Here is a 24,558-nt window from a genome sequence, read left to right as displayed (position 1 = left end):
CCTTGGCGACACCCTTGTAGGGTTTGCCATCGTCCTTCACGGGCATGAACTGGCCAGTACGTTCATCACGCTTTTGCCAATTTCCATCGTCTCGCTGAAACTGTGTGCGTCCAGTTACAGCGCCTCGGCGATATCCGTCTCCGGTATTTTTTGCCATTTCGCAGGCTCCTTATTCACAGGCGGTCACGATTTCCTGTTGGTAAGTCTCGGGACAACTCTGTATTTCTAAGCACGCTATTGATCACCAAATACCGATCTGCTTCCTTTTCATCTGTCGACCCTACTTGGGCCGGATTTGGTTTATCTCGCAGCGCGCTAATCGATTGCGAGATCAGCCGGGGATCAGTGTTGCAACCACTGGTCCCCAACCTACAATTCCTTAGCTACACCCGCTTGTCGCGCCGCAGGTGTTGCACTTCATGCAGGTACCGTTGCGCACCAGCGTGTAGTTTCCGCATTCGCCGCACGGGTCGCCCTCGTACCCTTGCATCTTGGCTTTGGTGCGGGCGTCCATGCCGGTTGCCACGGCTGTTTCCGCGACCGGGGTATCGAAGGCCGCTGCAGTTTCCGCCATGCCGTTCAGTTCGGCCTGACCCGCGTTAAACACCGCCAGATCCTGCGGCAAACGCTTGCGCAGATAACCGGTCGAACTGATTTGCTTCAGCACTTCTAAGGACTTGGACGCGGCGCTGTCGCTAATTTCCGAGACGTTCGAGACGCCCTCTTCCTCACCGCGACCCAGATCGTCAAAGCTTGCGCCTTCGGGTTTCACATGGGCCAGATCGGTGCGGTCCAGATAGGACACGGCCAGTTCGCGGAAGATGTAGTCCAGGATCGAGGTCGCGTTCTTGATCGAGTCATTGCCCTGCACCATCCCCGCCGGTTCGAACTTGGTGAAGGTGAAGGCGTCGACGAATTCCTCCAGCGGCACGCCGTATTGCAGGCCGACAGAGACCGCGATGGCAAAGTTGTTCATCATCGCCCGGAAGCCAGCGCCTTCCTTGTGCATATCGATGAAAATCTCGCCCAACTTGCCGTCTTCGAACTCGCCGGTACGCAGATAGACCTTGTGGCCACCCACGATCGCCTTCTGGGTATAACCCTTGCGGCGATGGGGCAGTTTCTCGCGATGGCTGCGGATCATTTCCTTGACCACAACCTTCTCGATCACCTTCTCGGCGAGAACGACGGCTTTTTCCTGCGTCGAACCGCTCTCCAGCACTTCCGCTGCTTCGTCATCATCCTCGACCAGCGCCGCGGCCAGAGGCTGCGACAGTTTCGAGCCATCGCGGTACAGCGCGTTGGCCTTCACACCCAGCGACCAGCTGAGTTCGTAGGCTTTCTGGCAATCCTCGATGGTCGCGTCATTCGGCATGTTGATCGTTTTCGAGATCGCGCCCGAGATAAAGCTCTGCGCCGCCGCCATCATGGTGATGTGGCTGTCAACCCCAAGGAAACGCTTGCCTTTCTTGCCGCACGGGTTGGCGCAGTCGAAGATCGCGTAGTGTTCTTCCTTCAGATGCGGCGCGCCTTCCAGCGTCATGGTTCCACAGACATGGTCGTTGGCTGCGTCGATATCCGCTTTGGTAAAGCCCAGATGGCGCAGCAAATCGAAGGTCGGGTCATTCAGCTTTGTCGCCGGGATGCCCAGCACGCCGGTGCAGAAATCCTCGCCCAGTGTCCACTGGTTGAAGACGAACCGGATGTCGAACGCGCTTTCCAGCGCCGCGTCCACCTTGGCCAGTTCGTTCGGGCCAAAACCATGGCCGGTCAGCGAGGTGTGGTTGATCCCCGGCGCGTTGCCGATGGTGCCGTGGCCGACCGCGTAGCCCACGATCTCTTCGATCTGAGACGAGGAATAGCCCAGCTTCTCCAGCGCCGAGGGCACCGAGCGGTTGATGATCTTGAAGTAACCGCCACCGGCCAGCTTCTTGAATTTGACCAGAGCGAAGTCCGGCTCAATCCCCGTGGTATCGCAATCCATCACCAGACCGATGGTCCCTGTCGGCGCGATCACGGTGGCCTGCGCGTTGCGATAGCCGTTTTTCTCACCGAGGCTCAGCGCTTCGTCCCAAGCCGACATGGCCAGATCAATCAGACGCTTGTCCGGGCAGTTGCCGTGGTCCAGAGGCACCGGCTTCACGGCCAGTTTCTCATACCCTTCTGTCACGCCCTGCGACGCGCGGCGGTGGTTGCGGATGACCCTCAGCATGTGGTCGGCGTTGCGCTCATACCCTTTGAATGCGCCCAGCTCACCGGCGATCTCGGCCGAAGTCGCATAGGCCACACCGGTCATGATCGCAGTCAGCGCGCCACAGATCGCGCGCCCCTCGTCCGAGTCGTAGCTGTAGCCCATGTTCATCAGCAGACCGCCGATGTTGGCGTAACCCAGACCCAAGGTGCGGAAGTCATAGGACAGCTGCGCGATTTCCTTCGACGGGAATTGCGCCATGGTCACCGAAATTTCCAGCGTCAGTGTCCACAGGCGTGAAGCGTGCATGTAATCCGCCGCCTGGAACTCACCATCCTTCAGGAAAGTCAGCAGGTTCATCGAGGCCAGGTTACAGGCCGTGTCATCGAGGAACATATATTCCGAGCACGGGTTCGAGCCGCGAATCTCACCGTCTTCGGGGCACGTGTGCCATTCGTTCACGGTGTCATGGAACTGGATACCCGGATCAGCACAGGCCCATGCGGCGTGGCCGACCTTTTCCCACAGGTCGCGCGCCTTGACGGTGCGGGCAACTTTGCCGTCGGTGCGGTTGATCAACTCCCAATCGGCATCTTTCTCAACAGCGGTCAGGAAAGCGTTGGTCACCCGGATCGAGTTGTTCGAATTCTGGCCCGAGACCGAGCTATAGGCTTCGGAATCCCAGTCGGTGTCGTAGGTCGGGAACTCGATACTGTCGTGGCCCTGCTTGGCGTAATCCAGCACGCGCTTGATATAAGTCTCTGGGATCGCGACCTTTTTAGCCTCACGCACCGCCTTTTTCAGGGCGTCGTTTGCGTTCGGATCATAGGCGTCATCGGCAGCCCCGTCCCAGGACCGGATGGCCTCGAAAATGCCGTTCAGCATCTTCTCGTGCATCTTCGAACCGGCAACGATCGAGGCCACTTTCTGCTCTTCGATCACCTTCCATTCGATGAATTGCTCGATATCCGGGTGATCGGCATCGACGATCACCATCTTTGCGGCCCGACGGGTTGTCCCGCCTGATTTGATCGCACCGGCGGCGCGGTCGCCGATCTTGAGGAAGCCCATCAGGCCCGAGGATTTGCCGCCACCTGACAGCGCCTCGCCTTCGGCCCGCAGATGGCTGAAGTTGGTTCCGGTTCCGCTACCGTATTTAAACAGGCGCGCCTCACGCACCCACAAATCCATGATGCCGCCTTCGTTCACCAGATCATCATCGACGGACTGGATGAAGCAGGCATGCGGCTGCGGGTGTTCATAAGCGGATTTCGATTTGGTCAGCTTGCCGGTTTTGTAATCGACATAATGGTGCCCCTGCGCCGGGCCGTCGATGCCATAGGCCCAGTGCAGACCGGTGTTGAACCACTGCGGCGAGTTTGGCGCAGCGCGCTGTGACGCCAGCATATAGCGCATCTCGTCAAAATAGGCGCGCGCGTCCTCTTCATCCGAGAAATAGCCGCCCTTCCAGCCCCAATAGGCCCACGCGCCTGCCAGACGGTCGAACACTTGCTTCGAGGACGTCTCACCATCGAATTCAGCACCATCGGCAGGAACCGAGCGCCACAGGAATTCGGGGACGTCTTTCTCTTTTACTTTCTTCAGCTTGGACGGAACACCGGCCTTGCGGAAGTATTTCTGCGCAATGACGTCGCTGGCCACCTGGCTCCAGCTTGACGGAACTTCGATGTTGTCCAACCGAAAAACGATGGTTCCGTCGGGGTTCCGGATCTCTGATGTTGCAGACACGAAATCAAGATCTGCGTATGCGTCCTGCCCCGGTTTGGTGAATTTTCTTTCAATTTTCATGTCCGCTGCCTTCGAATTAATGACCGTCTACCCAGCGTCAGACCCATGAAATACCGGGCCCACCACCATGCCGAACCTGACAGACGCAGAAGATCAGGCGTTGCCCGTGGCAACGCATAACCGTCTTAGCGGTTGCACATTTCTTTGGTGTGCGTTCCGTCCCTCGCCCGCGCCGTCCCCGGATTTCATACCAGATGTAGTGGCGTCTTGTTCGGCTCATACAATCTGACGTATCTCACCATAGATCGTCAACGGCATTTTTGGGTCATTTTTGAAATCTTTTGTGTTGACCCGATCCCCGACAAAGGCGTCGGGGCCCGGTGCTGCGATTCCTCCACAGAATGATCCACGGCGAAATTCCGCCGAACCCAAACCTCTCAAAATGGAATTGTTGTTTTTACCAGCACAGTTATCAGCGTTTGATCAACCAACGCCCGACTGGCTAGGCTGAAACAGAATCATCCCGCGCCTTTGCGATCCGGCAAATCCGGCGCGTGACAAAAACGCAAATGATTGAGGGCTTACAAGAAGATGCAGCCGTTTCGCTTTCTCCCGGCACTGGCCCTGATCGTGGCCTGCACACAACAAGATGTGCCCGATGCGTCACGCAGCGCGCAGTTCGATACCTACCCCACGCGCCTGTTCGAAACTTTCGAAGCCAGCTGTTCCGGCCCCGGCGAAACCTTTCAAAAACTCGGGGATCGCGGTTTTGCGTGCAGCGAGTTTTTGCCGCCCGAAGCGACCGCCTTTCTGATTCTGAACTACGACGGGGATCCTCAGGACCTGCCCAAAAGCATCATGCGGCTGATCCCGACCAAAACCTCGGGCGGCTACAGGGTCGATGCGTCGCTGGTGTTTGAAGTGCCGCAGAAAAACGGATCAAAAGTTGAGGTTCCGGTGGAAAGCGAAGAATTGGACAAGACGATGAGCACGCTTTACCGCGCGTTGGGTGGCTCGCCGACTTGAAGGGAAGAAAGTGGTCGGGGCGGCAGGATTCGAACCTACGACCCCCTGTACCCAAAACAGGTGCGCTACCAGACTGCGCCACGCCCCGGACCGTGCGCCTTCCTAACGATGCCTATCTGATTTGAAAAGCCCTAACAGGGCCAAATTGCGGGGCCCTGCGAAAAAATTTCGTGCCGCATCTGGGTTCCCGCCTCGATCCCGTATCGTGCGGACAAACCGGCGTTGATTTCCAACACCGCAAACACGGCATCGCCCCCTTCAATCGGGGTCAAATCGCCCGGAATGGCCCCCTGATGCACGCGCGTCACGGCTCCGGTCTTGTCCAGAAAGATGATGTCGAGCGGTATCAGAGTATTCTTCATCCAGAACACAACCGGCTGCGGCGGATCGAACACGAACAACATGCCCGACCGGTTCGCAAGGTGTTCGCGGAACATAAGGCCGCGGGATCGTTCTTGCTGGGTAACGGCAAGCTCGACGTCGAACCGAATCTGCGCCTGATCGTTTTTCAGCTCGACTCGGTCGGGCCGGCATTCGGCAAACACGTTTCCTGCCCACATCGTAAGGATCACGGCAGGAACGGTAAGGCAGCGCATCATGAAAGTATTAGTCGTCCAGCGCGGCTTCCCAGGCAAGAACCTGTGCCGCCATGCGCCCGCGTTTGCCATCGATCACCCGCATCGCCAGCGCCTCGCCCGGCTGCAGATCCGCAAGGCCCGAGCGGCGCAGAACCTCGATATGCAGGAACACATCTTCGCCGCGACCAAAGACATTGGCAAAACCAAAGCCCTTGCCCTTGTCGAACCATTTGACCCGCGCCGCCACCAGCGGGGCGTCAGAGATCACGTCAGGATCAAGTTCGGAAAAATCAGCCAGCACCATCGAGTCCGTGCGTGCAGGCGGATCAACACTGATCACCTCGACCGCCTGAACGCCGCGATCGGTGCGATGGGTCATGATCTCGATCCCTGCCCCGTCCGCGACCGAGCTTTGACCGAAATTGCGCAACACGTTCACGTGCAACAGAATATCCGGACCGCCTTCGTCAGACACAACAAATCCGTATCCCTTTGCGGGATCGAACCATTTTACGTGTCCCTGGACGCGATACATGTTGTTCAGATCTTCTGGCACTGTTTTCCCATCGCGAATTTTAGCAGTTCGTTAAGGGTTTGTTGTTTATGGGAATGACCCACAATTTCAAGCTGAAAAAGTCGTTTATTTTCTGACTGTTGCATTTCGCGACACGTGAACGTCATGGATTCAACCTTTCCACATGCCACGCCGAATCCGGCTTTTCCCGTTGCCACCTGAATCTGTCGTGCAGACGAAACGCCCCGTCAGCCCAGAATTCGATTTCGGTTGGTGCTAATCTGTACCCTCCCCAAAACGGTGGCCGTGCAGGATTAGGACCGTGCTTTGCCGTCACCTTGGCGACCTCGGCCATCAGCGCGGCCCGACTGCTGAGCGGTTGTGATTGCCGCGATGCCCAAGCCCCCAACCGGCTTTTCAGTGACCTGGATGCATAATATTCATCCGCTTTCGGCCCATCTTCGCGGGTGATTGTACCACGAACTCGGATCTGACGCCGCAATGATTTCCAGTGCATGACAAAAGCGGCCTTCCCTGCACCGTCCAACTCGGACGCCTTTTTGCTTTCATAGTTTGTGTAGAAAACAAAACCGTTCGGTTCAATATCTTTCAACAGAACCATGCGCGAATTGGGCATGCCATCCGCATCGACAGTTGCCAGGGCAATTGCATTGGGGTCGTTTGATTCAGTCTTTTCAGCCTCGCCTAACCACCGAGCCGCTATTTCAAACGGATCGGAGCCAGCAAAGATGCCATCACGCTCGGTCATTTCCATCCCCTGGAAAGTATTGTCCCCGAGCCTAAGGCGAGAACCTGCTGCGGGCAAGGGTGCACGGCCTTGATGCAGCGCACCCAATGGCATAAACCAACGCAACACATCGCGAAGACAGGCGGAGAACCAAACATGTCAAATCAGTTGATGGCCGGAAAACGCGGCCTCATCATGGGACTGGCCAATGACAAATCAATCGCATGGGGAATCGCCCGCGCCTTGTCCGACGCCGGGGCCGAGCTGGCCTTTTCCTATCAGGGCGATGCTCTGAAAAAGCGCGTCGATCCATTGGCGGCTCAGTTGGGAAGCGAGGTTGTCCTGCCCTGCGACGTAAGTGACGAAGCATCGATCGATGCGCTGTTCACCGCGCTGGAAGAAAAATGGGGCAAGCTGGATTTCGTCGTTCATGCCATCGGATTTTCCGACAAGAACGAATTGCGCGGTCGCTATGTCGACACCAGCCGGGCGAATTTCAAACTGACCATGGATGTGTCGGTTTATTCCTTTACCGCTGTGATGCAACGGGCCGAAAAGATGATGTCCGAAGGCGGCAGCGCGATCACGCTGACCTATTACGGCGCAGAACAGGTGATGCCACACTATAACGTGATGGGCGTGGCCAAAGCGGCGCTTGAGGCATCGGTCAAATACTTGGCCGAAGATCTGGGCAAGGACGGCATCCGCGTGAACTCGATCTCGGCCGGTCCGATCAAGACGCTGGCCGCCAGCGGCATCGGCGACTTCCGCTATATCATGAAGTGGAACGAGTATAACTCGCCCCTGCGCCGCAACGTGACCATCGACGATGTGGGCAATTCGGCGCTGTATCTGCTGTCGAACCTGTCCGGCGGTGTGACCGGGGAAAACCTGCACGTGGATTCGGGTTATCACATTGTCGGCATGAAGGCCGTCGATGCCCCGGACGTCGAGAAAGGCTAAAGACATGAGCGCCAAGGACCGCCTGCCCCACGAAAAGGGATTTCACATCAGCTGGGATCAGATCCACCGCGATTCGCGCGCTTTGGCGTGGCGGCTGGACGGGCAAGGCCCCGATGACGGCGCATGGCGCGCGGTTGTTGCGATCACCCGTGGCGGTATGGCCCCGGCAATGATCGTCAGCCGCGAGCTTGATATTCGCACCGTCGATACAATCAGCGTCCGCTCGTACCACCATCAGGAACAGGGCGAGGCCGAAGTTCTGAAAGCCCCAGATGCGGCGCTTATGGGAGATGGCGAAGGTGTTCTGATCATCGACGATCTGGTCGACAGCGGCAAAACCTTGGAACTGGTACGCGCCATGTATCCCAAGGCGCATTTCGCCACCGTTTACGCCAAGCCCAAAGGCCGCCCAATGGTGGACACGTTCATCACCGAGGTCAGCCAGGACACCTGGATTTTCTTCCCGTGGGATATGGCCCTGCAATATGTCGAGCCCTATCGCGGCACCGACTGATCCCTTCTTCTGTTTAAAAATACCTCGGAGCGCGAGGCAGAGCCTCGCAAAAGATCGGCACGCCATGACCCAGACCCGCACCAGCGCCACCTTCCCACCCCCGGTGATGGAGGCGCGGCGTTGGCTGGACGGCGTCACATTTCCCGATGATCGCCCTCTGATCAATGTCAGCCAGGCCGCGCCGGTGGATCCTCCGCCGCTGGCCCTGCGGCAGGCCATGGCCGACTTCACGGTGCAGCAGGACAGCGCGCATCTCTACGGACCCGTTTTGGGCAATGACGATCTGCGCACCGAACTGGCCAACCAGATCGGAGATCATTACGACGCCACTGTGATGCCGGAACAGGTTGCGATCACCTCGGGCTGCAATCAGGCCTTCTCAGCCGTCATCTCGGCCATCACCGATCAGGGGGATGAGGTGATCCTGCCAACCCCCTGGTATTTCAACCACAAAATGTGGCTGGACATGGCAGGCGTGCAAGCTATCGATCTGCCCACCGGTGAGGATCTGCTGCCCGACCCGGATCAGGCGCGCGCTCTGATCACCGACAAGACGCGCGCGATTTCCCTGGTCACGCCCAACAATCCCGGCGGGGTCGAGTACCCGGCTGATCTGGTTCGCGCCTTCTATGATCTGGCGCGCGAGGCGGGCATCTACCTGCTGGTCGATGAAACCTATCGCGATTTCGACAGCCGCAGTGGCCCACCGCATGAGTTGTTCCAACAGACCGGCTGGGACGAGACGCTGGTGCATCTCTATTCCTTCTCGAAAGCCTATCGCCTGACCGGGCACAGGGTCGGCGCCATTGCGACCAGCGCGACCTTGCTGGCCGAGATCGAGAAATTTCTGGACACCGTTGCGATTTGCCCCGGCCAAATCGGCCAGTTTGCGGCCCTGTGGGGCATGCAGAACCTGAACCAGTGGCTGGCCGGTGAGCGCGACGAAATCCTCGACCGCCGCTCTGCCATCGCTGAGGGGATGCAGGCACTGACGGCAAAAGGCTGGCGGCTTTTGGGGCTGGGCGCTTATTTCGCATACCTCGAACATCCGTTCGACATGCCTTCGGATGAATTGGCCCGTCGTCTGGTCCCCGAAGCAGGTATCCTGCTGTTGCCGGGCACCATGTTTATGCCCGCAGGCGACCCTGCCAGGGAACGGCAAGTCCGTGTGGCTTTTGCCAATCTGGACAGGGCCGGAATCGGCCGGTTGTTCGATCGTTTGCAGACGCTTTCCTTCTAAGCTTGCCCCCCGGCGGCACGCGTCGTATTCAGGGCCCCGACCAACAGGGCAGAGACCTGCCAAAAACACCAAGAGGGCATTATGGCTGCAGGCAAGAACAGTCTTTCAAAAACCTTTGTCTGGATACTGATGGGCCTTCTGTTCGTAGGTCTCGCAGGCTTTGGCGCAACCAATCTCAGCGGTACGGTGCGGACCGTGGCGCAAGTGGGCGACGAAAGCGTCTCGGTCGAGGCTTATGTGCGCGAGCTACAGCGCGAAATCCGCGCCGTCGAGGCGCAGACCGGTCAGCCGCTGCAAATGTCTCAGGCCCGTGAATTTGGGCTGGACCAACTGGCCCTGTCGCGCCTGACTGCGCTGGCCGCATTGGACAACGAGGTCGCTCAGCTTGGTATCTCGATCGGGGATGAAAACCTGCAGGAAGAGATTGTGGCGATCCCGGCCTTTCAGGGCGTGAACGGCACGTTTGACCGCGAAGCCTATCGGTTCCAGCTGGAACAGATCGGCATGACCGATACCGAGTTCGAAGACGATCTGCGCAAGGAGTCCTCGCGCACGATCATTCAGGCCGCTGTGACTGGTGGCGTGAAGATGCCCGCAACGCTGACCGAAACCATGGTCGACTATATCGGCGCGCGTCGCAGCTTTACCGTGGCCACGCTTGGCGTTGACGCGCTGACCACGCCGGTCGCCGAGCCGACCGAAGATCAGGTTCAGTCTTACTACGATGGGAACACGGATCAGTTCACCCTGCCTCGTACCAAAAGCCTGACCTATGCCATCCTGTCGCCCGAGATGCTGGTGGACACGGTCGAGGTCGATGAGGACACGCTGCGTCGTCTCTACGATCAGCGCGCGGAGGAATTCCAGCAGCCCGAACGCCGTCTGGTCGAGCGTCTGAACTTCCCCAGCGAAGAGGCCGCAAATGATGCCAAGGCGCAGCTTGAAGTCGGCGGTACGACTTTCGAACAACTGGTTCGCGACCGCGAGTTGGAGCTGAGCGATATCGATCTGGGCGACGTCACACGCGATGATCTGGGCGAGGCCGCCGATGCGGTGTTTGCCGCCGAACTGGACGCGGTCGTCGGTCCGTTGCCGTCGGTCTTCGGCCCTGCCCTGTTCCGCATCAACGGATCGCTGGCCGCAAACAACACTCCGTTTGAAGACGCCGAACCGGCCCTGCGCGAAGAAATCGCCTCGGACCGCGCCCGCCGTCTGATCGAGGCGCAGTCGGAAGACATCAACGACATGCTGGCCGGTGGTGCCACCCTGGAAGAACTGGTTGCCGAGACCGAGATGGAATTGGGCCAGATCGACTGGACCGGCGACAGCGACGAAAGTGTTGCCGCCTATGACGGGTTCCGCACCGCCGCCGAAGCCGTGCGTGAAGGCGACTTCCCCGAGATCGGCTTTCTTGAGGACGGCTCGATCTTTGCCCTGCGATTGGATGAAGAACTGCCGCCGCGCCCTGAACCGCTGGACAGCGCGCGTGATCGCGTCGCCGCCGCTTGGATTGCTGCAGAGACAAACAAAGCACTGCTGGATCAGGCGGCCTCGGTCCTGGTGGAATTGGCAACCGACGGCGATTTCACTGCAACCGGCTTGCCGTTCCGCGTCGAAAACGCCCTGACCCGCACCGCGTTTCTGGACGATGTGCCGCCCAGTTTCATGGCCGAAGTGTTCGAAATGGAACCCGGCGAGTTGCGCGTGATCAGCGGCAACGACGCGGCCATGATCGTGCGTCTGGATGAGATTCTGCCTCCGGCCGAGACCGACGAACTGCGTCAGGTGCAGGAAGCACTGACCGCTCAACTGGATCAGGCACTGGCCCAGAATATCTTTGACGCCTATGTGCGCGATGCGCAAACACGGGCCCGCCCTGTGGTCGATCAGCAAGCCCTGAACGCCGTGCAGGCAAGCTATTAAACGAGACCAAGATGGCACTGACCCCCGATTTCGACAGTTTCGCCCGCGCCTATGAGGCGGGTGAAAATCAGGTCGTCTACACACGTCTCGCCGCTGATCTGGACACGCCAGTCTCGCTGATGCTGAAACTGACCGGCGCGCAGAAAGATGCGTTCATGCTTGAATCCGTCACTGGCGGAGAGGTACGCGGGCGCTATTCGATCATCGGGATGAAGCCGGATCTGATCTGGCGCTGCCAGGGTGAAGTGTCTGAACTGAACCGCTCGGCCCGATTCGACCCCGAGGCGTTTGCGCCTCAGGACGGCAATCCGATGGACAATCTGCGTGCATTGCTGGCCGAAAGCCGGATCGCCCTGCCCGATGATCTGCCGCAGGCCGCTGCCGGGCTGTTTGGCTATCTGGGTTACGACATGGTGCGTCTGGTCGAATATCTGCCAGACGTGAACCCCGACCCGCTGGGTCTGCCGGACGCGATCATGCTGCGCCCCTCGGTCATCGCGGTGCTGGACGGTGTGAAGGGCGAGGTCACCGTTGTCTCGCCCGCCTGGGTCAGTGAGGGGCAATCCGCCAAGGCCGCCTATGCCCAAGCGGCTGAGCGTGTGATGGACGCGGTCCGCGATCTGGAACGCGCCATGCCTGCCGAGACCCGCGATCTTGGGGACGCGTCCGAGGTTGCGCCGCCCGTGTCGAATTTCACCAAATCCGGCTACATGGAAGCGGTTGAAAAGGCGAAGGAATACATCCGCGCGGGCGACATTTTTCAGGTCGTCCCGGCCCAGCGTTGGACGCAGGATTTCCCGCAACCGCCCTTTGCGCTCTATCGCTCGCTGCGCCGCACCAACCCGTCGCCGTTCATGTTCTACTTCAACTTCGGCGGCTTTCAGGTTGTGGGCGCGAGCCCCGAAATTCTGGTGCGCGTCTTCGGCGATGAAGTCACCATTCGCCCCATCGCAGGCACCCGCCCACGCGGCGCGACGCCCGAAGAAGACAAGGCCAATGAGGTCGATCTGCTGGCTGACAAGAAAGAACTGGCCGAGCATCTGATGCTGCTCGACTTGGGCCGCAACGACACAGGCCGCGTTGCCAAGATCGGCACCGTACGTCCAACAGAAGAGTTCATCATCGAACGCTACAGTCACGTGATGCACATCGTCTCGAACGTGGTTGGCGAACTGGCCGAGGACAAAGACGCGCTGGATGCCTTCTTTGCCGGGATGCCTGCGGGGACCGTCTCGGGCGCGCCCAAGGTCCGCGCGATGGAGATCATCGATGAACTGGAGCCGGAAAAGCGCGGCGTCTATGGCGGCGGTGTCGGCTATTTCAGCGCGGGTGGCGATATGGATATGTGCATCGCCCTGCGCACAGCGATCGTGAAGGATCAGAAGCTTTATATTCAGGCCGGTGGCGGCGTTGTTTACGACAGCGACCCTGAGGCGGAATATATGGAGACCGTCCACAAATCGAATGCGATCCGACGGGCTGCGGCAGATGCTGCCCGGTTCACCGGCAACGGCAACTAATAAGAAAAGGCGGCGATCCCGGATCAGCCGCCTTTCTTTATCTTACTGCACTTCGCGCATCATGACGGCCGAGATCGGAGCCATCGCAACCCGATTGCCGCGATCTTCCAATCCCCAAAGCAGCAGGGCCGAGATCGTCTCGGGCCGCACGCGACCCAGCATCACAACCGTGCCTTCCTGTCCGGCGCGGAACACGGCCTGGTCCAGGAACCGGCGCATGATCTTGGGGTCCTGACGAGCCCCGTCGATATCGCGGAACACCACGCCCGACGGCACACCGTTGCGGGCCGCGATCTTCTGGACCGTGTTCAACCCGTTATCCTGCGTGATCAGACCCCGGCCTGTCACACCCGCAATCTCGGCCACCTGATCGGCCAGTTTGCGATTGCCCTGAATGCCGGTATCGACCCCTTCCAGAATGCCCACGGTTTCGGGCAGCGCTTCAAGCCACACGGACATCGAAACCTCGGCATCCTGCGCGCTGGCTGCCTCATGCAGATCAACCAGGGCCATCACCTCGAACCCGGCGGCTCGGTGGCGGGCCATCTTCTCGGCTGCATTCGGGTCGGACGGGCTGACGGCGAAGCTAATCGGATAGGGAAAATCCTGCAGCGCTTCTGCTCCAAACGCGTCCTCGTCATCGATCAGAATGATCGACATCAGCGGTTTGGCCTCGGGGTTATCGAACGACGCGGCGTACGCCTCGATGGGCTTTCCGACCGCGATGGTAATCGATCCGTCCGTACCTGCCGTGTCCGTGGCCGGCGTATCCGTCGCTGGCGGATCGTCCCGTTCGGTCAAGGGAACAACGCGTTTGCCAATGATTGAGCTGGTGCTGGTCTCACCCTCCCCCCCGATCTGAGGCAGAGCTGCAAGACGCGGCAAGGTCCGGGGCAAAACATCCTCGTCGCCTTCAACGGCAATCGGGCTGTTTTCAAACGGGTTCTCTTCGGTGTCCTCGTTGGACGTGCCCGGCAATGGTGCCGGTTCTGGCTGGGGTTCCAGTCCAGCCACATCTTCGTTTGCAGGCGGCGCGGGTGTTTCGTCGATCACCAGTGGTTGGCTATCGTCCTGAGGGGCCTCTGGCGCAGCCCCCGGCAGTTGTGGCGCGGCGGGCGGATCCGTCAGCACCGCGACGTCCTCGGACACCGCAGGATCAGGCTGTTCGGCCTGTTGCGCCGGGTCGGTGATCACAGGTTGGGCATCTGCCTCGGCCTCAAGACCTGACAGATCGGCTGCGTCCTCTTCTTGGTACTCGGCAACATTTGGCGCAGCGGGGGGCACTTCGACCAGATCCGCATCCGATCCGGTCTCGGCCACACCTTCCGGGGCCTCGGATGTCACCACGTCTTCGGGTTGCGGCGCTTCGGTCGTGACCGCGGTTCGCTGAGCCAACGGCGCCTGCAACGACAGTACCGCGCCCAGAATCAAAACAACGACCGCGCCCGCGACCATTCCCCCGATAAATCCGCCCATGACCAGTGCCTTTCGCCTGTCTACTGCATTGCCCATCCCGACGCCGTCTGCTGCGACGCTTGGCCTGATGACGCGCCGGGAACGGGATGTCCTCTTGACGCTGCCGCACAAGCCTGAGCATGTATGTCCCGACATTATACCGTGGCCGGGGGCTGCATCGCCAGCCTGAAATGCCCAAGCGAAGATAAGTGCCCAAATGCTGCTGCTGATCGACAACTACGACTCGTTTACCTACAACCTGGTGCATTATCTGGGCGAACTTGGGGCCGAAATGGTCATTCGCCGCAACGATGCGCTGGATGTGCAGGAAGCCATGGCGATGAACCCCGCCGGTATCCTGCTAAGCCCCGGCCCCTGTGACCCGGATCAGGCCGGGATATGCCTTGCCCTGACCGAAGCCGCTGCCGAGACAAAGACACCCCTGATGGGCGTCTGTCTGGGCCATCAGACCATCGGACAGGTCTTTGGCGGCAAAGTCGTGCGCTGCCATGAGATCGTGCACGGCAAGATGGGCACGATGAAACACACGGGCAAAGGCGTCTTCGCCGGACTGCCCTCACCCTTTGAAGCGACCCGTTATCACTCGCTGATCGTCGAGCGTGAGACGCTGCCGGACTGCCTTGAGATCACGGCGGAACTGGAAGACGGCACCATCATGGGGCTGCAACACAAGGAACTGCCCATTCACGGCGTCCAGTTCCACCCGGAATCCATAGCATCCGAGCATGGCCACGCCCTGCTCAAGAACTTCCTGCAAGAACTGAAAGTCCCCGCATGAGCGACGCATTGAAACCGCTGATCGGCGCGTCGGCTGATCGGCCTTTGACCCGTGCCGAGGCGGAACAGGCCTTTGGCATTCTGTTCGACGGCGAAGCCACCCCCAGCCAGATTGGCGGGCTGCTGATGGCGATGCGCACACGTGGCGAAACCGTGGACGAATACGCCGCCGCCGCCGCTGTGATGCGCGCCAAGTGCAACGCCGTATCCGCACCTACCGGTGCAATGGATATTGTAGGCACGGGTGGTGATGGCAAGGGAACCCTGAACATCTCGACCGCGACGGCCTTTGTCGTGGCGGGGGCCGGTGTCACGGTGGCCAAGCATGGCAACCGGAACCTCAGTTCCAAATCCGGCGCGGCGGACGCATTGGGGCAGATGGGAATCAACGTGATGGTTGGCCCGCAAGTGGTTGAAAAGGCACTGAATGAAGCCGGTATCTGCTTTATGATGGCGCCGATGCACCACCCGGCGATTGCCCATGTCATGCCCTCGCGGCAAGAGCTTGGGACGCGCACGATCTTCAACATTCTCGGGCCGCTGACCAACCCAGCGGGCGTCAAGCGTCAGTTGACCGGTGCGTTCTCGCGCGAGTTGATCCGACCGATGGCGGAGACGCTGGGTCTGTTGGGCTCCGACCGCGCCTGGTTGGTGCATGGCTCGGACGGCACGGATGAATTGACCATCACCGGCGTCAGCTGGGTTGCTGCGTTGGAAGACGATACCGTCAAAGAGGTCGAACTGCATCCCGAAGACGCGGGCCTGCCTGTGCACCCGTTCGAGGACATCATCGGCGGCACGCCCGAAGAAAACGCCACCGCTTTTCGCGCCTTGCTGGATGGCGCGTCGTCGGCCTATCGCGACGCCGTACTGCTGAATTCGGCTGCCGCTCTGGTCGTGGCCGAAGCGGCCTCGGACCTGCGCGAAGGTGTTGAAAAGGCTGCCGAAAGCATCGACAGTGGCAAAGCAAAAGAGAAAATAACCGCCCTGGCGCGGATCACACAGGAAGCCGCATGACCGAGACTGTTCTGGACAAAATCAAAGCCTACAAGCTGGAAGAGATCGCAGCGGACAAGGCGCAAAAATCGCTGGACGAACTGGAAAGCGAGGCGCGCGAAGCGCCCGAAGTTCGCGGCTTTGCTGCAGCGCTGCACGATGCGTCCCGCACCGGGTATGGACTGATTGCCGAGGTCAAAAAGGCCAGCCCTTCCAAAGGCTTGATCCGTCCGGATTTTGATCCACCGGTTCTGGCGAAAGCCTATGAAGATGGTGGCGCGGCCTGTTTGTCGGTGCTGACGGACACACCAAGCTTTCAGGGCGCCAAAGACTATCTGACCACAGCCCGAGCCGCCACCAACCTGCCCGCCCTGCGCAAGGATTTCATGTATGACCCCTATCAGGTCGTCGAAGCGCGCGCATTGGGGGCAGATTGTATCCTGATCATCATGGCCTCGGTCGAGGACGCTCAGGCCGCTGAACTGGAACAAACCGCGTTTGACTGGGGCATGGACGTTCTGATCGAGGTTCATGACGCGGCCGAGTTGGAGCGCGCAACGCAGCTGAAAAGCCCCCTGATCGGAATAAATAACCGCAATCTCAAGACGTTCGAGACCACTCTCGATACGACCCGGCGGTTGTCGAAGCTGGTTCCAGGAGACCGGACGATCGTCTGCGAAAGCGGTCTGGGCGCGCCCGAGGATTTGGCCGATATCGCCCGTTACGGCGCGCGGTGTTTCCTGATCGGCGAAAGCCTGATGCGTCAGGACGACGTGACCGCCGCGACCCGGCACATCCTGTCAAACCCGCTGATCCCCGGAGTGATGTGATGCCGCTCACCCATTTCGATGCGCAAGGTCAGGCCCATATGGTCGATGTCTCGGATAAAGAGGTGACCGACCGCGTGGCTGTCGCATCCGGATACATCAAGATGGCGCCGGAAACCTTTGATTTGATTTCAGAAGGCCGCGCCAAGAAGGGCGATGTTCTGGGCGTTGCGCGACTGGCCGGAATCATGGGGGCCAAGAAAACGCCTGACCTGATCCCCCTTTGCCACCCTTTGCCGGTGACCAAGGTTGCAGTGGAGCTGACGCTGGACCCTGATTTACCGGGTGTTCAGATCGTAGCCACCGTAAAGACCTCGGGCCAGACCGGGGTTGAGATGGAGGCGCTGACGGCCGTCTCGACCGCCGCGCTGACGGTCTATGACATGACCAAAGCCGTGGACAAGGCGATGGAGATCGGCGGCATTCGGGTCCTTCTGAAAGACGGCGGAAAATCAGGGCGTTACGAAGCGCAATGATCACGGTTGAAGACGCCCGCGCCCTGCTGTTCGATCTGGTGGTCCCTCTGCCGGTCGAGCATATTCCACTGGCCCAATCCGCAGGCCGGGTCCTGGCCGAAGACGTCGCAGCGACGCGCGATCAACCGCCCTTTGCGGCCTCTTCCATGGATGGATACGCGGTCAAAGCGGCTGAGGTTGAACTGCATTCCATGTTCAAAGTCGTAGGGGAATCCGCTGCGGGCAATCGCTTCGATGGACGTGTCGGGCCGGGTCAGGCCGTGCGCATTTTCACCGGCGCGCCTGTGCCGGAAGGTTCTGATTTCATTGTCATTCAGGAAGATGTGGAGCGCCGGGGCGACCTGATTACCATAACCGACGCCCCTGGTCCCAAAACCAACATCCGGCCCGCCGGGGTGGATTTCGCCAAGGGTACCAAAATCACGGCCCCGCGTCTGATCCGTCCCGAAGATGCCGCCCTGATGGCCGCCATGAATATCGCAAAGGTGCCGGTGACGCGGAAACCTCAGATCGCGCTGATTTCGACCGGGGATGAATTGGTCATGCCCGGCGAAACGCCCGGCCCTGACCAGATCATCGCCTCGAATACGTTCGGGCTCAAAGCCTTGCTGGAAGGGCTTGGCGCGCATGTCCGCGTCCTGCCCATCGCGCAGGACACGGTGTCGTCGCTTGAAACCGCCTTTGGTCTGGCCGAGGGCGCTGATCTGGTGGTGACAATCGGCGGCGCGTCGGTCGGCGATTATGATCTGGTGTCCGACGTGTCCGAGGCGCTGGGGATGGAACGGTCGTTCTACAAGATCCGAATGCGGCCCGGAAAGCCCCTGATGGCCGGACGGATGGGCGATGCGGCCATGGTCGGTCTGCCCGGAAATCCCGTCAGCGCAATGGTTTGCGGCTATTTGTTTCTGGCCCCGATGGTGCGGCGCATGTTGGGTTTGGATACGGTTGTGACACCATTCAGGACCGCCACTTTAGTCGAGCCACTGTCGGAGAATGGTCCGCGCGAGCACTACATGCGCGCAATCCTTGACGAAAACGGCATCCGCGCCTGTGCTGATCAGGACAGTTCCCTGCTGAGCGTTCTGGCGCAGGCCAACGCCTTGTTGGTGCGCCCGCCCGACGATCCCGCTCTGCCTGCGGGGGCAACGGTGCGCTACCTGCCGATATAGAACATCGTCAAATTCGTTGACACAAAACGTGAACATGCGTAGAACAAAAGAAAACGCATGAGCGACGAGGTGTGAGCGATGCTGACCAAGAAGCAATTGGATTTGCTGGAATTCATCCACAAACGCGTGCAGGCGGACGGTGTTCCGCCCAGCTTTGACGAAATGAAGGCCGCGCTGGACCTGCGTTCGAAATCCGGCATTCATCGGTTGATCACGGCATTGGAAGAGCGTGGATTTATCCGCCGTCTGGCCCACCGTGCCCGCGCGATCGAGATTGTGAAACTGCCCGAAAGCCTTGGCGGACAACCCACGGCGGGGTTCAGCCCGCGCGTGATCGATGGTGACAAGCCTGAAGGCCAACGCCCGGCAAACTTTGAACCTGTTGCGGTGGACGCTATGGAACTGCCCGTTATGGGCCGGATCGCCGCTGGTGTGCCGATTGAGGCGATCAGCCACGTCTCGCATCGTGTGGCCGTGCCCGGCCCCATGGTTTCGGGTCAGGGCTCGCATTACGCGCTTGAGGTAAAGGGTGACTCGATGATCGATGCCGGGATCAATGATGGCGACGTCGTTGTGATCCGCGAGACATCGACCGCCGATAATGGCGACATCGTTGTTGCTCTGGTCGAGGATCAGGAGGCCACCTTGAAGCGTTTCTTCCGCCGCGGTCAGGCCATCGCGCTTGAGGCCGCAAACCCGGCTTATGAAACGCGGGTGCTGCCCGAAGACAAAATCAAGGTTCAGGGTCGTCTGGTCGGGTTGATCCGCACCTACTGATCCCGCTTCTGGCGCCGGTCCTCGGAAGGTTTCGGGGACCATAAACGATGCCCTGTCAGATCGGCGCTGGTGATCAGCTTTCCATCAGTGATGGAGAGGCTACCGGTCTCATACAGCCGTTCGGGGTCAAAAACGCTGCAATCTCCGTCCATGTCCAGATTTATGGCTGAAACAACGATCTGATTCTCATGACATTCGGTGAATTCCTGCGCGGCCCTTTTGCCGGTGACATGGATGACCTCTTTGTCCTGCAAGGCAATCCGCTGGATAAGGCCGGACTGCCCCGGCCAACGACCGGCGGCGTGCCCCTGATCCTGCCCGTCCCCGTCATTCTCTAACCAGACAGTCGCAACAAAACCGCTGCCTTTTTCTTTGCTCAGCGCCCTGCCCTGTTCGGTTATGACGCCCACCAATCCACCGGACTCGGCGATCAGCACCTCGGGGCGATGGCCAGACGTCCAGAACAAAAAGGCAAGGGCAACGGGGGCAAGGCCGATCCACCGCGCCCGGCCCTGCCACAGGGCAATCCAAAGCGCGCCCAGGGCCATCACCGGCAGCATAAACCAGGGCGGGCTGACAACGTAACCCTGCGCGCCCTCAAGGCCCGAGACCCAGTCCGCTATCATCAAGATCCATCGCAGGCCAATGCCCATGACCTGAATGGCAATCGCCTCCAACCCAAACGGGGCCAGCAGCGCCGCCACCACGGCAAAGGGCACCACAACCGACCCCATCACCGGAACCGACAGAAGGTTCGCCAGCAGGCCATAATGCGACATGGTGTTGAAATGTGCCGCTCCGATTGGCGCAGTGGCAAGACCGGCGATTGCAGATGACATAAGAACGCCCGCTATCGGCCGCACCCATTTGGGGCCGGGCATCGGGCCGAAGTCACGCAATGTGCCAAAGACGGCCACAAGGGCCGTGGTTGCCGCAAATGACATCTGAAAACCGGGGCTCAACAGGGTTTCCGGGCACAAGGCCAGCACGATCAACGCCGCCACGGCAACCGCCCGCAACGAGATGGCACGGCGGTCGATCAGAACCGCGCCCAACATGACTGTGACCATGACAAATGCACGTTCGGTCGCCACGTTTCCGCCCGATAGCATCAAGTAGATCACCGCAGCGACCAGCGCACAGCCAGCGGCCAGTTTGCGAACCGGAACGCGCAGGGCCAAGGCCGGGATCGCGGACAGCCCGATCCGGCAGGCCACAAAGACAAACCCGGTCAACAGCCCCATATGCAAGCCCGAGATTGCCAGCAAATGCGCGAGGTTCGAGGCCCGTAACGCCCCAAGCGCGGCTTGCCCCATACCGCTGCGGTCTCCGGTGGTGACGGCGGCGGCAAAGCCGCCAACCTCCCCCGGCAAGATCTCACGCACCCGCTCGGAAATCTTCATGCGGATCGCGGTAATCCGAACCCCATCCATCGCGTCCTGCGGCGGGGCAATGGTCATGACCGGAACGCGGGTGTATCCAACAGCGCCAAGGCGTTGAAACCAGGCGTGGCGGCGGAAATCGAAACCGCCGGGCTCGACCGGGCCTTGCGGCGACGACAGATGGGCGGTGGTCATAATCCGCTGCCCCGGCGCAATGGGACCAACCTGAGAATGAACGGAAAGACGGATGCGCTGCGGTCGCCGATCATGCGGCACGTCCCCTACCCGCACCTGATCCAGCGTCAGTCGCAGCGCATCCGAGGCAGACCGGTCCATGGCGACGACCCTCCCCTCGACGGGGCCGTAATACCGCCATGACAAAACCGGTTCCGCCACCATATGGGCGCGGGCACCTGCCAGCAGAAAGCCGACAGCAACCAGCGCCCCCCCGATTGCCAACGATCCCCATCCGGCAGGTAACAAGCGGCACAGGCCGATCAGCACCAAGCCGGTGGTCGCAAAGCCCAGATAGATCGGCCAGCCCGGTTCAAACCGCAATCCGAAATACAGGCCGATCCCAAGCGACAGACACACCGGAGACCATGGAAACAGGAACCCCGTCTGGTTCAGCAGCGCCACCTGGGCCCGTGCAAGAACACGCATGGTTGCCCCCGTCCTTCGGGCTCGTTAGACAAGCGCCACACTATGCCCGTCGCGGTTACCAAAAGGTTAATCAAAATAATGTCCGATCAGGTCGTCACCCGTTTTGCACCCTCACCCACCGGTTTTCTGCACATCGGCGGTGCACGCACAGCGCTGTTCAACTGGCTTTATGCGCGCGGGCGCGGTGGCAAGTTCCTGCTGCGAATCGAAGACACGGACCGCGAGCGGTCGACCCCCGAGGCCACCGCAGCGATTCTACAAGGCATGGAGTGGCTTGGGCTGGATCACGACGGCGACGTGATTTCTCAGTTCGAAGGGGCCGCGCGACACGCCGAGGTTGCGCATCAGCTGTTGGCCGAGGGCAAGGCTTATAAGTGTTTCTCGACCCAGGATGAAATCGCCGCCTTCCGCGAACAGGCGCGGGCCGAGGGGAAATCGACCCTGTTCCGCAGCCCCTGGCGTGATGCGGCCCCGCAAACCCACCCCGATGCGCCTTTTGTGATCCGCATCAAGGCGCCGCAGGACGGCGCGACCGTGATCCGGGATCAGGTTCAGGGCGACGTGACCATCCGCAACGATCAGCTGGACGATATGATCCTTCTGCGCTCGGACGGGACACCGGTTTATATGCTGGCGGTTGTGGTCGATGACCACGATATGGGCGTCACCCATGTGATCCGCGGCGACGATCACCTGAACAACGCCGCCCGGCAGATGATGATCTACGAGGCGATGGGCTGGGACGTTCCGGTCTGGGCGCACATTCCGCTGATTCACGGGCCTGACGGCAAGAAACTGTCCAAACGCCACGGCGCTTTGGGCGCGCAGGAATATCAGGCGATGGGCTATCCCGCCGCCGGTATGCGCAACTATCTGGCGCGTCTGGGTTGGAGCCACGGTGACGACGAATTCTTCACCGACGCACAGGCGAAAGAGTGGTTCGATCTGGATGGAATCGGCAAAAGCCCGGCGCGTTTCGACTTGAAAAAGCTGGAAAACCTGTGCGGTCAGCACATCGCGATCTCGGATGATGCTGCGCTGCGGCAAGAAATTGGAGATTACCTCGCGGCAGCAGAGCTGCCCGCTCTCACACAGACACAATCGGGTGATCTGGAACGTGCGATGTATTGCCTCAAGGATCGCGCGCGCACTTTCCCGGAACTGCTTGAAAAAGCGCATTTTGTACTGACCGAACGGCCGATTGCCCCGGATGAGAAAGCCGCAAAAGCGCTGGCATCAGTATCCGATGGTATACTGAATGAATTGACGCCGCAGTTGCAAAATGCTAGCTGGTCCCGGAACGAGCTGGAAGAGACGTTGAATTCCTTTGCCGAAGCAAGGGAGGTCAAGTTCGGCAAGCTGGCAGGCCCGCTTAGGGCTGTATTGGCTGGTCGGGCCGTCACACCTTCGGTTTTTGACATGATGCTTGTGCTGGGACGCGAAGAAACCCTGGCGCGGCTTTCTGAGGCAGCGAAATAAACCCAAGCTTCATAAACGGGTAACGCTGCTCCGCTAACACCCGGACTGCGCGCTTGCGCGCGGTCATTGCCCGCAGGATTCGGCAACGATCTGGCCTGCGCACGAATGAAGAAGGGACAATCATGACTGATAGCAACAAAACAGCCACTCTGACCGTGCATGGAAAAGAGTATGAGTTGCCGGTTCACTCGCCTACCGCTGGGCCTGACGTTGTCGATATCCGCAAACTGTACGGTCAGGCGGGTGTGTTCACCTATGACCCCGGCTTTACCTCGACCGCAAGCTGCGACAGCACCATCACCTATATCGATGGCGAAAAGGGCGAGCTGCTGCACCGGGGCTATCCGATCGACCAACTGGCCGAGAAATCCCACTTCTTGGAAGTGTGCTATCTGCTGCTGTACGGAGAGTTGCCGAGCGCCAAGGATCTTGAAACCTTCGAGACCACGATCACCCGTCACACCATGCTGCACGAGCAGATGCAGTATTTCTATCGCGGCTTCCGCCGGGATGCGCACCCGATGGCGATCATGGTTGGCGTGGTTGGCGCGATGTCGGCCTTCTATCACGATTCGACCGACATCTCGGACCCGCATCAGCGCGAGGTCGCCTCGCACCGTCTGATCGCCAAGATGCCCACCATCGCGGCCTGGGCCTTCAAGTACCACACCGGTCAGCCTTTCGTTTATCCGCGCAATGATCTGGACTATGCGTCGAACTTCCTGCGCATGTGCTTCAGCGTTCCCGCGGAAGAGTATGAGGTGAACCCGATCCTCAGCCGTGCAATGGACCGCATCTTTACCCTGCACGCGGATCACGAACAGAACGCCTCGACCTCGACCGTGCGTCTGGCGTCATCGTCCGGTGCAAACCCGTTTGCCTGTATCGCCGCTGGCATCGCCTGCCTGTGGGGTCCGGCCCATGGCGGTGCGAACCAGGCCTGTCTAGAGATGCTGGAAGAGATCGGCACCGTTGACCGTATCCCTGAATACATCGCCCGCGCCAAGGACAAGAACGACCCGTTCCGCCTGATGGGCTTTGGCCACCGCGTCTACAAGAATTTCGACCCGCGCGCCAAGGTGATGAAGCAGTCGGCTGACGAAGTGCTGGATCTGCTGGGCATCGAAGACAATCCGAAGCTGCAGGTCGCCAAGGAACTTGAGCGTGAGGCGCTGGAAGATCCGTATTTCGCCGAGAAAAAACTGTTCCCGAATGTGGACTTCTATTCGGGCATCATCCTCGAGGCGATGGGCTTCCCCACCTCGATGTTCACCCCGATCTTTGCCCTTTCGCGCACCGTTGGCTGGGTCAGCCAGTGGAAAGAGATGATTGCCGATCCACAGAACAAGATCGGCCGTCCGCGTCAGTTGTATCTGGGCGAGACCAACCGCGACTACGTGGATATCGAAAACCGCTGAGGCGGCATGACACGAGAAAAACCCCGCGATTTGCGGGGTTTTTTTTGAGCAGTCAAATGTGGATCCGGCCGACAACGGTAAACCTCGTTGTGCCGCCGCTTCGAATTCTTCTGGCGCCGCCAATGCTCTTTTTCTTGACCAATGCCTCTGTT

Annotated in this window: 20 protein-coding genes and 1 tRNA gene; 14 read left to right on the top strand and 7 right to left on the bottom strand. The window is 59.9% G+C overall.

Annotated elements, in window-relative coordinates:
- Positions 1–379: 379 nt before the first annotated feature.
- Positions 380–4,000 carry a vitamin B12-dependent ribonucleotide reductase gene (locus ACR0E6_RS03825; protein ID WP_480581032.1) on the bottom strand — a complete coding sequence of 1,207 codons (3,621 nt, stop codon included), beginning with the start codon at positions 3,998–4,000 and terminating at the stop codon, positions 380–382.
- Between the two features lie 531 nt (positions 4,001–4,531).
- Here ACR0E6_RS03825 and ACR0E6_RS03820 point away from each other — a divergent pair.
- Positions 4,532–4,966, top strand: coding sequence for a hypothetical protein (locus ACR0E6_RS03820; protein ID WP_170734821.1), 435 nt, complete (start codon positions 4,532–4,534; stop codon positions 4,964–4,966).
- A gap of 11 nt (positions 4,967–4,977) precedes the next feature.
- On the opposite strand, the gene ACR0E6_RS03815 is transcribed toward ACR0E6_RS03820, so the two are convergent.
- The 4 genes from ACR0E6_RS03815 to pdxH all read right to left on the bottom strand — a co-directional run bounded on the left by ACR0E6_RS03815 (position 4,978) and on the right by pdxH (position 6,827).
- Positions 4,978–5,054, bottom strand: a tRNA-Pro gene (locus ACR0E6_RS03815).
- Between the two features lie 43 nt (positions 5,055–5,097).
- Positions 5,098–5,565: a DUF192 domain-containing protein gene (locus ACR0E6_RS03810; RefSeq protein ID WP_480581030.1), complete on the bottom strand. Its 468-nt coding sequence runs from the start codon at positions 5,563–5,565 to the stop codon at positions 5,098–5,100.
- 7 nt (positions 5,566–5,572) lie between these two features.
- Complete coding sequence (locus ACR0E6_RS03805) at positions 5,573–6,079, bottom strand: cold-shock protein (RefSeq protein WP_480582211.1); 507 nt, start codon at positions 6,077–6,079, stop codon at positions 5,573–5,575.
- Between the two features lie 142 nt (positions 6,080–6,221).
- Positions 6,222–6,827, bottom strand: a complete 606-nt coding sequence (pdxH, locus tag ACR0E6_RS03800; RefSeq protein ID WP_170450383.1) for a pyridoxamine 5'-phosphate oxidase — start codon at positions 6,825–6,827, stop codon at positions 6,222–6,224.
- 135 nt (positions 6,828–6,962) lie between these two features.
- Between pdxH and fabI the strand changes: the two genes are divergently transcribed.
- From fabI to trpE, 5 genes are all read left to right on the top strand, one after another.
- On the top strand, positions 6,963–7,769 hold the full coding sequence (fabI, locus tag ACR0E6_RS03795; RefSeq protein WP_170450381.1) for an enoyl-ACP reductase FabI: 807 nt from the start codon (positions 6,963–6,965) through the stop codon (positions 7,767–7,769).
- A gap of 4 nt (positions 7,770–7,773) precedes the next feature.
- Positions 7,774–8,283 carry a xanthine phosphoribosyltransferase gene (gpt, locus tag ACR0E6_RS03790; RefSeq protein WP_170450379.1) on the top strand — a complete coding sequence of 170 codons (510 nt, stop codon included), beginning with the start codon at positions 7,774–7,776 and terminating at the stop codon, positions 8,281–8,283.
- 64 nt (positions 8,284–8,347) lie between these two features.
- Positions 8,348–9,523 carry an aminotransferase gene (locus ACR0E6_RS03785; protein WP_480581027.1) on the top strand — a complete coding sequence of 392 codons (1,176 nt, stop codon included), beginning with the start codon at positions 8,348–8,350 and terminating at the stop codon, positions 9,521–9,523.
- An 81-nt stretch (positions 9,524–9,604) separates the two neighbouring features.
- The gene (locus ACR0E6_RS03780) at positions 9,605–11,446 is read left to right on the top strand and encodes a peptidyl-prolyl cis-trans isomerase (RefSeq protein ID WP_480581025.1); all 1,842 of its coding nucleotides are present in this window, start codon (positions 9,605–9,607) and stop codon (positions 11,444–11,446) included.
- 11 nt (positions 11,447–11,457) lie between these two features.
- Positions 11,458–12,966, top strand: coding sequence for an anthranilate synthase component I (gene trpE, locus ACR0E6_RS03775; RefSeq protein ID WP_480581023.1), 1,509 nt, complete (start codon positions 11,458–11,460; stop codon positions 12,964–12,966).
- Between the two features lie 42 nt (positions 12,967–13,008).
- On the opposite strand, the gene ACR0E6_RS03770 is transcribed toward trpE, so the two are convergent.
- Positions 13,009–14,442: a divergent polysaccharide deacetylase family protein gene (locus ACR0E6_RS03770; protein WP_480581021.1), complete on the bottom strand. Its 1,434-nt coding sequence runs from the start codon at positions 14,440–14,442 to the stop codon at positions 13,009–13,011.
- 196 nt (positions 14,443–14,638) lie between these two features.
- Between ACR0E6_RS03770 and ACR0E6_RS03765 the strand changes: the two genes are divergently transcribed.
- The 6 genes from ACR0E6_RS03765 (at position 14,639) to lexA (ending at position 19,464) form a co-directional block, all read left to right on the top strand.
- Positions 14,639–15,220 (top strand): aminodeoxychorismate/anthranilate synthase component II, encoded by a 582-nt coding sequence (locus ACR0E6_RS03765; protein WP_170734830.1) that lies wholly within the window; start codon positions 14,639–14,641, stop codon positions 15,218–15,220.
- A complete protein-coding gene (trpD, locus tag ACR0E6_RS03760) occupies positions 15,217–16,236 on the top strand; it encodes an anthranilate phosphoribosyltransferase (protein ID WP_480581019.1) in 1,020 nt (339 codons plus the stop codon). The genes ACR0E6_RS03765 and trpD overlap by 4 nt, the downstream gene beginning before the upstream one ends.
- On the top strand, positions 16,233–17,045 hold the full coding sequence (trpC, locus tag ACR0E6_RS03755) for an indole-3-glycerol phosphate synthase TrpC (RefSeq protein ID WP_480581017.1): 813 nt from the start codon (positions 16,233–16,235) through the stop codon (positions 17,043–17,045). The genes trpD and trpC overlap by 4 nt, the downstream gene beginning before the upstream one ends.
- Positions 17,045–17,518, top strand: a complete 474-nt coding sequence (gene moaC / locus ACR0E6_RS03750; protein WP_170629752.1) for a cyclic pyranopterin monophosphate synthase MoaC — start codon at positions 17,045–17,047, stop codon at positions 17,516–17,518. The genes trpC and moaC overlap by 1 nt, the downstream gene beginning before the upstream one ends.
- Positions 17,515–18,687, top strand: a complete 1,173-nt coding sequence (locus ACR0E6_RS03745) for a molybdopterin molybdotransferase MoeA (protein WP_480581015.1) — start codon at positions 17,515–17,517, stop codon at positions 18,685–18,687. Before moaC ends, ACR0E6_RS03745 begins: the two co-directional genes overlap by 4 nt.
- A 78-nt stretch (positions 18,688–18,765) precedes the next feature.
- On the top strand, positions 18,766–19,464 hold the full coding sequence (lexA, locus tag ACR0E6_RS03740; RefSeq protein ID WP_170450359.1) for a transcriptional repressor LexA: 699 nt from the start codon (positions 18,766–18,768) through the stop codon (positions 19,462–19,464).
- Here the strand turns inward: lexA and ACR0E6_RS03735 are convergent.
- Positions 19,458–21,509 (bottom strand): ComEC/Rec2 family competence protein, encoded by a 2,052-nt coding sequence (locus ACR0E6_RS03735; protein WP_480581013.1) that lies wholly within the window; start codon positions 21,507–21,509, stop codon positions 19,458–19,460. The genes lexA and ACR0E6_RS03735 overlap by 7 nt on opposite strands.
- 78 nt (positions 21,510–21,587) lie before the next feature.
- Between ACR0E6_RS03735 and gltX the strand changes: the two genes are divergently transcribed.
- The gene (gltX, locus tag ACR0E6_RS03730; RefSeq protein WP_480581011.1) at positions 21,588–22,988 is read left to right on the top strand and encodes a glutamate--tRNA ligase; all 1,401 of its coding nucleotides are present in this window, start codon (positions 21,588–21,590) and stop codon (positions 22,986–22,988) included.
- A 122-nt stretch (positions 22,989–23,110) separates the two neighbouring features.
- Complete coding sequence (gene gltA / locus ACR0E6_RS03725) at positions 23,111–24,406, top strand: citrate synthase (protein ID WP_170450352.1); 1,296 nt, start codon at positions 23,111–23,113, stop codon at positions 24,404–24,406.
- Positions 24,407–24,558 lie beyond the last annotated feature (152 nt).

This window comes from Ruegeria sp. AP12 (genome assembly GCF_056540025.1).
The sequence above is the reverse complement of the archived record's forward strand: the minus strand, read 5'-3'. Positions and strand labels throughout refer to the sequence as shown.